Here is a 10,165-nt window from a genome sequence, read left to right as displayed (position 1 = left end):
GACGCCGTGTCGACGGAGCCCGTGCCGACGGGCCCGGCGCCGACGGACACCGTGCCGACGGAGCCCGTGTCGACGGCGGGCGGGCCGGGGTCCGCACGGCACCTGTTCGCCTGCCACCACCCGCTCGCCGTGGAAGGAGCGCACCGATGACGAGCGCCGCCACCGTGCACCTGCGTCCGGACGCCGAGGCGGTGCTGTCGGTCCGGGACCTGGTCGTGAAGTTCCCGGTCGGCCGCCGTCGGCACGTGCACGCCGTCTCCGGGGTCAGCTTCGACCTGCTCCCGGGGGAGACGTTGGGCATCCTCGGCGAGTCCGGGTGCGGCAAGTCGACCGCCGGGCGGGCCGCGATGCAGCTGCCCCCGCCGACGGCCGGGTCGGTGCGGCTGGCGGGCACCGAACTCACCGGACTCACCGGGCGGGAACTGCGTCGCGCCCGCAGGCCGATGCAGATGATCCTGCAGGACCCGGTGTCGTCGCTGAACCCCCGGCGGACGGTGGCCGATCTGGTGGCCGAGGGTGCCGTGCTGTGGGGCCCGCCGCCCGGGCGCGAGCGGATCGAGCAGGTGCTGTCCTCGGTCGGGCTCGACCCCGCGGTGGTGTGGCACCGCAGACCGCACGAACTCTCCGGTGGCCAGTGCCAGCGCGTGTGCCTCGCCCGCGCGCTGCTGCTCGAACCCCGGGTGCTGATCTGCGACGAACCGGTGTCCAGTCTGGACGTCTCGGTGCAGGCGCAGATCCTGAACCTGTTGGAGTCGGCGAAGGACGAGCACGGCCTGAGCATGGTGTTCATCGCCCACGACCTCGCCGTGGTGAACAGCGTCAGCGACCGGATCATGGTGATGTACCTCGGGAAGGTGTGCGAGGTGGTGCCGTCCGGGCGGATGCGGTCCGCGGCGCACCCGTACACCCGGCTGTTGCTGGAGTCGGTACCGGACACCCCGGGGACGGGCGGTGCCGACCCGGACGGCGGGACCGGGACCACCCCGGGGTCCACGGAACTGCCCTCACCGCTCGATCCGCCGAGCGGGTGCCGGTTCCGCACCCGCTGTCCGTGGGCGACCGGGATCTGCGCGCGGGAGGAGCCGCCGTTGCGCACGATCGGAACCGGTCACCACGTCGCCTGCCACCACGTCGCCGTGGACGGCGACGACCCCGCGCGCCCGGCCGCGTGACGGGAGAGAGGGGGAACCGGTGCGGACCTTCGCCGACGTCCTGCGTTCGCGCGCCGACGACGACACCGTCGGACTGTGCTTCGGCGACCGGGAGTGGACCTGGGCCGAGGTGGTGGCGGAGTGCGCCTGCCGTGCCGCCGCGCTGCAGGCCGACCTGCCCGTGTCCGGAGGCCGGCAGCGCCACGTCGGGGTGCTGTTGGACAACGTCCCGGACTACCTGTTCTGGCTCGGTGCGGTGGCGCTGTCCGGCGACGTGCTGGTCGGGATCAACCCGAGCCGCCGGGGTGCGGAACTGGCCCGCGACATCCGGCACACCGACTGCGACCTGATCGTCACCGAGTCCCGGCAGCGGGTCCTGCTCGACGGGATCGAGCACGGGGTGGAAACGGTGCGCGACATCGACGCGCCGGGTTACGCCGACCACCTCGCGGCCCACCGGGGTGCCGCACCGGACCCCGCGGGTCGTCCCGGGCCCGCACCGGGGGACACGCTGCTGCTGTTGTTCAGCTCCGGCTCCACCGGCGCGCCGAAGGCGGTCGTGGTGAGCCAGGGCCGGCTCGGGACGCTCGCCGACACGATGGCCGAACGGGTGGGGCTGTCCCGCGAATCGGTGACGTATCTGTGCATGCCGCTGTTCCACGGCAACGCGGTGATGATGAACGCGGCACCGGCCACCGCGGTCGGCGCGCGGATCGCGATGCGCCGGAAGTTCTCCGCCTCGGAGTTCTCCGCCGACGTCCACCGGTACGGCGTGACCTACGTGAACTACGTCGGGCGGGCACTGTCCTATGTGCTGTCCACACCGCCGGACCCCCGGGACGCCGACAGCACCCTCGCCGTCGCCTTCGGCACCGAGGCCTCCGAGGCGGACGTCGCACGCTTCCGGCGCCGGTTCGGCTGTGTGGTCTCCGAGGGCTTCGGGCTCAGCGAGGGGGTCTTCCGGATCAACCGCACCCCGGACACCCCGCCCGGCGCGCTCGGTGTCCCGGTGGGCGGGGCGGACGTGCGGGTGCTCGACGAGGCCACCGGCACCGAGTGCCCGCGTGCCGAACTCGACGCCGACGGCAGGCTGGCCAACCCGGACGCCATCGGTCAGCTGGTCGCGCTCGGCGGCGCGGCCGCGTTCGAGGGCTACTACAACAATCCCGGGGCCACGGCCGAGCGCGTGCGCGGCGCCGACTTCTGGAGCGGCGATCTCGCCTACCGCGACGCCGACGGGTTCTTCTACTTCGCGGGGCGCTCCTCCGACTGGCTGCGGGTGGACAGCGAGAACTTCGCCGCCGCCCCGGTCGAACGCATCCTCGCCCACCACCCGGCGGTCGCGGCGGCCGCGGTGTACCCGGTGCCCGATCCCCGCACCGGTGACCAGGTGATGTGCGCGCTGGAACTCGTGCCGGGGTGCACGTTCGACCCGGACGGTTTCGCCCGCTTCCTCGATTCCCGGCCCGACCTGGGCACCAAGTGGTGGCCCCGGTTCGTCCGCCTCGTGTCGGCGCTCCCGCTCACCGGCAACAACAAGGTGGACAAGCGGCCGCTGCGCACCCGGGCGTGGCACACCACCGACCCCGTCTACCGGCGCACGGACCTCACGGGCGACTACCGTCCGTTCACCCCGTCCGACCGCGAAGCCCTGGAACAGGAGTTCGCCGCACACGGCCGAACCGCCCACCTCCCCACCCCCTGACCGCGAGTCGCCACTCCGTGCCCGCGAGTTGCCACTCCGTGCTCGCGAGTTGCCACTCCACGCCCGCGAGTCGTCGCCAGGTGCCCGCGAGTCGGCACCGCCGGCCGGCGGGTCGACACCCCCTGCCCGTGGGACGCGCCCCGCCGGCCCGCGCGGTGGGCACGGCACTCAGGCGAGGAAGCGGAACACGGGTTCGGCGATGCACACCGGCTTGTCCCCGCCCTCCCGCTCGATCACGGCCGAGACGGTGACCTGCACGCCGCCGGGGATCTCGGTGACCCCGGTCAGGGTGGCGGTCATCCGCACCCGGGACCCCACCGGGACGGAGTCGGGAAAGCGGACCTTGTTCAGCCCGTAGTTCACCGCCATCGTCGCGTCGGTCACCTCCAACACCTGCGACCACATCGGGATCAGCAGGGAGAGGGTGAGATAGCCGTGGGCGATCGGGCCGCCGAACGGGCTCTCGGCACGGGCGCGTTCGACGTCGACGTGGATCCACTGGTGGTCGCCGGTCGCCTCGGCGAACCGGTTGACCCGTTCCTGCGGCACGTCGACCCAGTCGCTGGTGCCCAGCTCGGCGCCCTGCAGGCCGGACAGTCCGGCGAGTGTGGTGGTCGTGGTGGTGCTCATGCGAAGCTCTCCTCGTCAGTGGCGGTACCGGGCCCGCAGGTCGGGTTTGCGGACCTTGCCGGTGGCGGTCTTGGGCAGGTCGTCGACGAACTCGACGTGCCGGGGCACCTTGAACCGGGCGAGCCGGGTCGCCAGCGCGGCACGGATCGTGTCCGCGTCCGGGTCGCCGTCCGGGGCGGGACGGATCAGTGCGAGCCCCACCTCGCCCCAGGTCTCGTCCGGGACGCCGATCACGGCGGCCTCCTCGACCTCCGGCAGTTCCAGCAGCGCGGACTCGACCTCGGCGGGGTAGATGTTCTCCCCACCGGAGATGATCATGTCCTTGTACCGGTCGTGGATGTAGAGGTAGCCCTCGGAATCCAGGGAGCCGGCGTCGCCGGTGTGGTACCAGCCGTCCACCAGGACCTCGGCCGTGCGTTCCGGCTCGTTCCAGTACCCGGCCATCACGTTCGGGCCCTGCACCACGATCTCCCCGACCTCGTCGGTGTCGGTGTCGGTGCCGTCCGGGCGCAGCACCCGCAGGTCGGTGAAGAACATCGGCTTGCCCGCCGACCCGACCTTGCGCACGGCGTCGGCGGAGTCGAGCACGGTGCAGCCCGGCGCCGCCTCGGTCATCCCGTAGCACTGCTGCATGGTCACCCCGCGGTCCAGCCAGGTGCGCAGCGTCGGCAGCGGCACCGGTGCGCCCGCCGCGCCGATACCGCGCAGCGCGGAGAGGTCCCGGTCGTGGAACTCCGCCTCGCGTGCCATGGCGTCCAGCATGGTCGGCACGGCGAAGAACGAGTTCACCCGCTGCTGTTCCAGGACCCGCAGCGTGTCGGCCGGGTCGAACCGGCGCAGCACGACGGCGCAGCCGCCCGCGAGCAGTGCCGGGTTCACGGTGCCGTTGAGTCCGCCGATGTGGAACAGCGGCGCGAGCGCGAGCGTCCGCTCGTCCGGGACCATGTGCAGGCCGAGATACTGGTTCACCGCGTTGGACGTCATGTTGCCGTGGGTGAGCACGGCACCCTTGGGCCTGCCGGTCGTGCCGGAGGTGTACATGATCAGGCAGGGGTCGTCGAGCGTGACCGGATGGTCCCGCTGCTCGGGATCCGCCTCGGTGAGCAGGTCCTCGTACGGCAGGGAGTCGGCTCCGCCGGACGTGGGCGGCTCCGTCGCGATCCAGTGCCGGACCGCGGGGAGACGCTCGCGCAGCGCGTCCGCCCACTCGCCGTGCTCCCGGCCGTGGAGCACGACCGACGCGCCGGAGTGCGCGAGTACGTACTCCGCCTCGGCCACGGTGAGCCGGGCGTTGACCGGCACCCAGATCGCCCCGAGCTGTCCGCAGGCGTACAGCGTCTCCAGCGCGGAGGGGTGGTTCTCCCCGGTCCACGCCACCCGATCCCCGGTGCGGACCCCGTGGGCGGCCAGGGCCGACGCCACCCGCCGCACCCGTTCGGCGAAACCGGCGTGCGAGGTCGTGCTCCCCTCGAACCACACGGCGTCGCGGTCGGGGGAGATCCGCCGTCGCCGCTCCGGCCACGAGCCCAGTCCGGCGTTACGCATGGCGCAGTCCCAGGGCCGTGACCGCGTTCTCCTTCATGATCAGCGGCCGGACCTCCTCACGGATCTCCAGCCGCTCGAAGTCCCGGATCCAGCGTTCCGGCGTGATCAGCGGGAAGTCCGAGCCGAACAGCACCTTGTGCCGCAGCATGGTGTCGGCCGCCCGCACCAGCTGTGGCGGGAAGTACTTCGGCGCCCAGCCGGAGAGGTCGATGTAGACGTTCGGCTTGTGCTGGGCGACCGAGATTGCCGCGTCCTGCCACGGCACCGACGGGTGTGCCATGATGATCGTCAGGTCCGGGAAGTCGACGGCGACGTCGTCGAGCAGCATCGGATCCGAGTAGCGCAACCGGATGCCGCGCCCACCGCGCAGCCCCGACCCGATCCCCGTCTGTCCGGTGTGGAACAACGCGGGGACGCCGAGCGACTGGATCTCCTCGTAGAGCGGATACACCCGCCGGTCGTTCGGCTCGAAGCCCTGCAGGCTGGGATGGAACTTGAACCCGCGGACGCCGTACTCGGTGACCAGTCTGCGCGCCGCCCGGATCCCGGCGACGCCGCGCGCCGGATCGATCGAGGCGAACGGGATCAGCACGTCCGGATGCTCGGCCGCCGCCTCGGCGATGCCCTCGTTGGACACCGCCGGGTGCCCGGTCGCCAGTTCGGTGTCCACGGTGAACACCACCGCGGCCATCCGCCGTTGCCGGTACTGCTCGGCGATCTCGGGCACGGTCGGATTGGGGTCCTCGGCCTTGAAGTACGCCGACGCCGCGTCGAGCAGCTCGTCGTCCATCGTGAGGTGCCCGTCGAGGTCCTGATGGACGTGCACGTGCACGTCGACGGCGACCAGCTCGTCCACGTCCATTCCGGGTGTGCGGTTCACTTCGCCTCCTCGGGGAGCTGCTGACCCGTGGTCTGCTCGGCGGCGGCGAACCGCTCCGGCCAGACCTCGGCGATCGCATCGGCCGACCACCCGGTGCCGTCGGCGAACTCGGTGACGATCTCGTCCGGGTGCGACCACAGGGACAGCCGGTCGCCGCCGATGCCGACCGCCTGACCGGTGATCCCGGCCGCGGCGTCGGAGGCGAGGAAGGCCACCACCCCGGCGGCGTCCTCCGGCGCGCCGAATCCGAGTTCCTTCCGGGCGAACGGGGGCAGCGGTTCGCCCGCGGAGAGCGCCTCGACGTAGCGGGTGAAGAACGGCACGGTCTCGGTCATCGCGGTCGCCGCGACGGGCACCACCGCGTTCACCGTGACCTCGGCCCGGGCGAGTTCCAGGGCCCAGGTGCGCACCATGCCGACGATGCCGGCCTTGGCCGCGGCGTAGTTGGTCTGCCCGAAGTTGCCGACCTGGCCGGTGGGGGAGCCGACGCAGATGATGCGGCCGCCCTCGCCCTGTTCGCGCATCCGGACCGCCGCGGCGCGGGTGCAGGTGAACGTGCCACGCAGGTGGGTGGTGAGCACGGCGTCGAAGTCGTCGTCGGACATCTTCCACAGCGTGGAGTCCCGCAGGATGCCCGCGTTGTTGACGAGCACGTCGAGCCGGCCGAACTCGGACACCGCCCGGTCGACGAGGGCCTGTGCGGCCTCGCTGGTGCCCACCCCGACGACCTCGGCGACGGCGGTACCGCCCGCCCGCCGGATGTCGTCGACGCACGCCTCGGCGGCGGCGGAGTCGACGTCGTTGACGACGACGGAGGCGCCGCACCGGGCGAGTTCGGTGGCGTAGGCGCGCCCCAGTCCCTGGCCGCTACCGGTCACGATCGCGACCTTGCCGGAAAGATCCACTTGAACGACTCCCTGTCTCGCCGGGGATGCGGGGCGGGACGTGACCGAAGGCTTCGTCGCCCCGTCGATGCCGTTCTGTACGCTAGGGAGAGATAGTAGAGGTTGTCAACTATGGAGAAGTACATGAATCTCCCGGAGCTGACGGACGACGTCGGCTTCCTGCTCTCCCGGGCCAGCGGACTCGCCGTGCGGGGGGCCAATGCCGCACTCGGCGAGTACGGACTCCGGGTCCGGCAGTACTCGGTCCTGGCCCTGGCCGTGCGCGCACCGGACGGGATCTCCCAGCGGGAACTGGCCGGCACGCTCGGGCTGGACCCGAGTCAGGTCGTGCTGCTGGTGGACGAACTCGTCGGTGCCGGGCTGGTGGAGCGGCGGCCCGCGCCGTCCGACCGGCGGACCCGGCTGGTCGTGGCCACCGAGGAAGGGGAGCGGGTCCGGCACCGTGCGGGGGAGCGGGTGTGGGCGGACACCCGGCACCGCCTGCGCGCGCTGAGTGACGCGGAGCAGGACACCTTGCGGGAGCTGCTCGCGCGAATCGTGGACACGGCCGACGCCGACGGCGGGAACCGGTGACGGGCGCGGGTCACCGCAGGATGGTGTCGCGGACCGGCCGAGCCGACGGGCGCACGCCTGCCGGGACGTCGGGGACCGGGTCGTCGGGCCGGGGCGGTGACCCGCGGGACCGGAGCGCCGACTCGCGGATCTGAAGCGGCGACTCGGGGGACTGGAGTGGCGACTCGCGGGACTGGAGTGGCGACTCGCGGGACTGGAGTGACGACTCGCGAGTCTGGGGTGACGACTCGCGAGTCTGGGGTGTCAACTCGCGGGGGTGGTGGGGGGTGTGACGTCGGCGGCGAGGAGGGTGGGGGCGGTGGGTCTGCCGTCGAGCAGGCGGTTGGTGCGGCGGTGGACGCGCCAGCCGTGCGGGCCCCGGCGCAGGTGCCAGTGGTTCGCGGTCACCCGGAGGACACGGAACCCGCCCGGCCGCGTGGAAGCCCCGGTCCCGGTCCCGGTCCCGGTCCCGGTCTCCGGGGCGGCGGCGTCGTCGGGGGCGTCGGGGGCGTCGTGCAGGAGGAGTTGTGAGTAGCAGGTGGCCGTGGCCTCGTCGCCGTGCACGGTGACGTGGGCCGGGCCGACCACGTGGGCACAGCCGGTGGCGATCAGGCGCTGGTGCGGCCGGGACCGGACCATCGCGGCGATCTCGTCGTGCCCGGTGAGCACCCCCGTGTCCACGTCGTAGACACCGTCCGGCTCCCACAGCGCGGCCACGGCCTCCGCGTCCCCGCTGTCCACGAGCGGGCCGTAGGTCGCGATCAGCCGTTGGATCTCGGCGGTGTCCTCCAGTTCCCGCACCCGGCGTTCGAGCCGGGCGAGGCGGTCGGCGTCGGCGTCCGTGCCCCCCGCGCCGCTCGGGCCGTTCGGGCCGTTCGGTGTGGTCATCGGCTGCTCCCTCGGGGTCGGCGCGGTCGGGCACCGCTCACGCGCGCGGCGCGAACGACAGGTCCAGTTCGGTGTCGAGGTCGCGCAGGGCCGCCAACTGGTCCCGGTGGTGCGCGGCGGACTCGGCGTGCAGGGACACGCTCACCAGGGTGGCCCCGGCCGCCCGGAGCCGGTCGAGGGCACGCAGCGTGCGGTCCCGGTCGGCGAGCGGGTCCAGCGGTGCCCCCGTGCTCAACACGACCTCGAACCCGGCGGGAAGTGCGAACCGGGACAGCAGCTCGCCCAGTTCCGCCGTGCGCAGGCCGAACGGCACCCACCCGTCGCCGTGCTCCACGGCGCGGCGCAACGAGCGCGCCGTCCGCCCCCCGACCCAGATCGGGCTGCGCCGGGTGGCGTGCGGATCCACCACCATGTCCGCGTAGTCGTAGTAGGTGCCGTGGAACTCGGCGACCCGCTCGCCGAGGGACGACCGCAGCGCACGCAGTGCCTCGTCGGCGCGTGCGCCGCGGTCGCGGAACGGCACGTCGAGCAGATCGAACTCCTCGGCGAGGCTGCCCACACCCACGCCGAGAACGAGCCGTCCCCCGGAGAGTCGGTCGAGCGTGCCGTAGCGTTTCGCGATCTCCAGCGGGTGGTGGTACCCGAGCACGAGCACCCGGGTCGCGAGCAGGATGCGCCGGGTGTACGCGGCGAGGTGGCCGAAGGTCGCCAGCGGATCCCAGTAGGTGCCGCCGCGCTGCTCGGCCACCCCGGCGGGGACGGCGACGTGCTCGCTGCAGGTGAGGTGGTGGTAGCCGAGCCGGTCGGCCGTCGCGGCGATCCCGGCGATCTCCTCGATGCCCGCCGTGACCTCCCACTCCGCGTGCGCCCCGGGCAGCTGCACCACCACCGGGGTCACGATCCCCACCCGCATCGTCCGCCTCCCGGTCGTCCGTCGTCGGTCGCTCCCGCCCCGGGTGCCGGGCCCGCGGCCCCGGTGGCTGAAATACGTTCCTATCCCGGCGGTGGGCGCCGGTGTGGCCGGTGTCCCGCAGACCGGGAGCCGCGGTGGCCGTGCGGGCCTCCGACGATTCCGGGCCTTCCTTGAGCCGGGGTCCGCTGCTACCGTCCTTGCACAAGAATTCATTTCAGTTCTGTGGAGCTGGGAGGGCACCAATGACTGTTGCCGGTACTCCACCCGAGACCACCCCGCGGAACCGGCGCGAGGTGCCGCCGTCGATGGCCGAGCGGATCACCCTGATCATGGACACGTTCGACGGCCGGAACAGCAGGCGCACGTTGGAGGACGTGGCGACGCTGACCCAGCTCCCGCGTTCCACGGCGCACCGCATCCTCGACCAGCTGGTGCGCCTGGGCTGGCTGGACCACACCAGCACCGGCTACGCGCTCGGCCGGAGGGCGCTGAGTCTGGCGGGCCGCGACGGCGGCCACGGGGAGATCCGGGAGGCCGCGGCCCCGCTGCTGCACGCCCTGCAGACCCGGACCGGGCTCGTGGTGCACCTCGCCGTGCTCGACGGCGCGGAGGTGTACTACCTGGACAAGGTCGGCGGGGTCTTCGCGACCTCGGTGCCCTCCCGGGTCGGCGGGCGTGCGCCCGCCCATTCCACGGCGCTGGGCAAGGCCATGCTGGCGTGGATGGAACCGGAGGACGTCGACGCCGGGCTGCGCGAACGGATCGGCCGGATGACGCCCCGCACGATCAGCGAGATGGGCACACTGCACCAGGAACTGCACCGTATCCGCAAACGCAGGGGACTGGCCTTCGAGCGGGAGGAGTGTTTTCCCGGCATCGCGTGCGTGGCCGCCGCGGTGCGCGGCGCCGACGGGCCGGTCGCGGCGATCTCCGTCGTCGGGGACACCGGCACCCCGCTGGAGAAGGTCGCGCCCCTGGTGACGGGCGCGGCGGCGC

General features: G+C 72.8%; 10 protein-coding genes. 4 read left to right on the top strand and 6 right to left on the bottom strand.

Annotated elements, in window-relative coordinates:
* Positions 1 to 146 precede the first annotated feature (146 nt).
* Together ACTIR_RS0112475 and ACTIR_RS0112470 are read left to right on the top strand one after the other, a co-directional pair.
* Positions 147 to 1,172, top strand: coding sequence for an ABC transporter ATP-binding protein (locus ACTIR_RS0112475; protein ID WP_026454542.1), 1,026 nt, complete (start codon positions 147 to 149; stop codon positions 1,170 to 1,172).
* 19 nt (positions 1,173 to 1,191) lie between these two features.
* Positions 1,192 to 2,856 carry an AMP-binding protein gene (locus ACTIR_RS0112470; protein ID WP_026454541.1) on the top strand — a complete coding sequence of 555 codons (1,665 nt, stop codon included), beginning with the start codon at positions 1,192 to 1,194 and terminating at the stop codon, positions 2,854 to 2,856.
* A 168-nt stretch (positions 2,857 to 3,024) separates the two neighbouring features.
* Here ACTIR_RS0112470 and ACTIR_RS0112465 read toward each other — a convergent pair whose 3' ends face one another.
* Genes ACTIR_RS0112465 through ACTIR_RS0112450 form a run of 4 tightly spaced genes read right to left on the bottom strand, consistent with a single transcriptional unit; the run spans position 3,025 to position 6,816 of the window.
* Positions 3,025 to 3,486, bottom strand: a complete 462-nt coding sequence (locus tag ACTIR_RS0112465; protein ID WP_026454540.1) for a MaoC family dehydratase — start codon at positions 3,484 to 3,486, stop codon at positions 3,025 to 3,027.
* Positions 3,487 to 3,501: 15 nt separating this feature from the next.
* On the bottom strand, positions 3,502 to 5,031 hold the full coding sequence (locus tag ACTIR_RS0112460) for an acyl-CoA synthetase (RefSeq protein ID WP_026454539.1): 1,530 nt from the start codon (positions 5,029 to 5,031) through the stop codon (positions 3,502 to 3,504).
* A complete protein-coding gene (locus tag ACTIR_RS0112455) occupies positions 5,024 to 5,893 on the bottom strand; it encodes an amidohydrolase family protein (RefSeq protein WP_026454538.1) in 870 nt (289 codons plus the stop codon). Before ACTIR_RS0112455 ends, ACTIR_RS0112460 begins: the two co-directional genes overlap by 8 nt.
* A gap of 14 nt (positions 5,894 to 5,907) precedes the next feature.
* Positions 5,908 to 6,816, bottom strand: a complete 909-nt coding sequence (locus tag ACTIR_RS0112450; protein ID WP_026454537.1) for an SDR family NAD(P)-dependent oxidoreductase — start codon at positions 6,814 to 6,816, stop codon at positions 5,908 to 5,910.
* Between the two features lie 111 nt (positions 6,817 to 6,927).
* Between ACTIR_RS0112450 and ACTIR_RS0112445 the strand changes: the two genes are divergently transcribed.
* Positions 6,928 to 7,389 (top strand): MarR family winged helix-turn-helix transcriptional regulator, encoded by a 462-nt coding sequence (locus ACTIR_RS0112445; protein ID WP_026454536.1) that lies wholly within the window; start codon positions 6,928 to 6,930, stop codon positions 7,387 to 7,389.
* 243 nt (positions 7,390 to 7,632) lie between these two features.
* Here ACTIR_RS0112445 and ACTIR_RS0112440 read toward each other — a convergent pair whose 3' ends face one another.
* Positions 7,633 to 8,256, bottom strand: coding sequence for a nuclear transport factor 2 family protein (locus ACTIR_RS0112440; RefSeq protein WP_026454535.1), 624 nt, complete (start codon positions 8,254 to 8,256; stop codon positions 7,633 to 7,635).
* 37 nt (positions 8,257 to 8,293) lie between these two features.
* Positions 8,294 to 9,169, bottom strand: coding sequence for an LLM class F420-dependent oxidoreductase (locus ACTIR_RS0112435; protein ID WP_026454534.1), 876 nt, complete (start codon positions 9,167 to 9,169; stop codon positions 8,294 to 8,296).
* Positions 9,170 to 9,411: 242 nt separating this feature from the next.
* Here ACTIR_RS0112435 and ACTIR_RS23070 point away from each other — a divergent pair.
* Positions 9,412 to 10,165 (top strand): IclR family transcriptional regulator (locus ACTIR_RS23070; RefSeq protein WP_084789473.1); only part of this gene is annotated, 754 nt, incomplete at its 3' end.

It is taken from the genome of Saccharomonospora iraqiensis subsp. iraqiensis (genome assembly GCF_000430445.1).
Classification (GTDB): Bacteria; Actinomycetota; Actinomycetes; order Mycobacteriales; family Pseudonocardiaceae; genus Saccharomonospora; species Saccharomonospora iraqiensis.
The sequence above is the reverse complement of the archived record's forward strand: the minus strand, read 5'-3'. Positions and strand labels throughout refer to the sequence as shown.

Bases quoted from the DNA above. Each gene is read 5' to 3' on its own strand.
- ACTIR_RS0112455 (WP_026454538.1), bottom strand. From the start codon at position 5,893: ATGGACGTGGACGAGCTGGTCGCCGTCGACGTGCACGTGCACGTCCAT.
- ACTIR_RS0112440 (WP_026454535.1), bottom strand. From the start codon at position 8,256: ATGACCACACCGAACGGCCCGAACGGCCCGAGCGGCGCGGGGGGCACG.
- ACTIR_RS0112475 (WP_026454542.1), top strand. From the start codon at position 147: ATGACGAGCGCCGCCACCGTGCACCTGCGTCCGGACGCCGAGGCGGTG.
- ACTIR_RS0112460 (WP_026454539.1), bottom strand. From the start codon at position 5,031: ATGCGTAACGCCGGACTGGGCTCGTGGCCGGAGCGGCGACGGCGGATC.
- ACTIR_RS0112435 (WP_026454534.1), bottom strand. From the start codon at position 9,169: ATGCGGGTGGGGATCGTGACCCCGGTGGTGGTGCAGCTGCCCGGGGCG.
- ACTIR_RS0112445 (WP_026454536.1), top strand. From the start codon at position 6,928: ATGGAGAAGTACATGAATCTCCCGGAGCTGACGGACGACGTCGGCTTC.
- ACTIR_RS0112465 (WP_026454540.1), bottom strand. From the start codon at position 3,486: ATGAGCACCACCACGACCACCACACTCGCCGGACTGTCCGGCCTGCAG.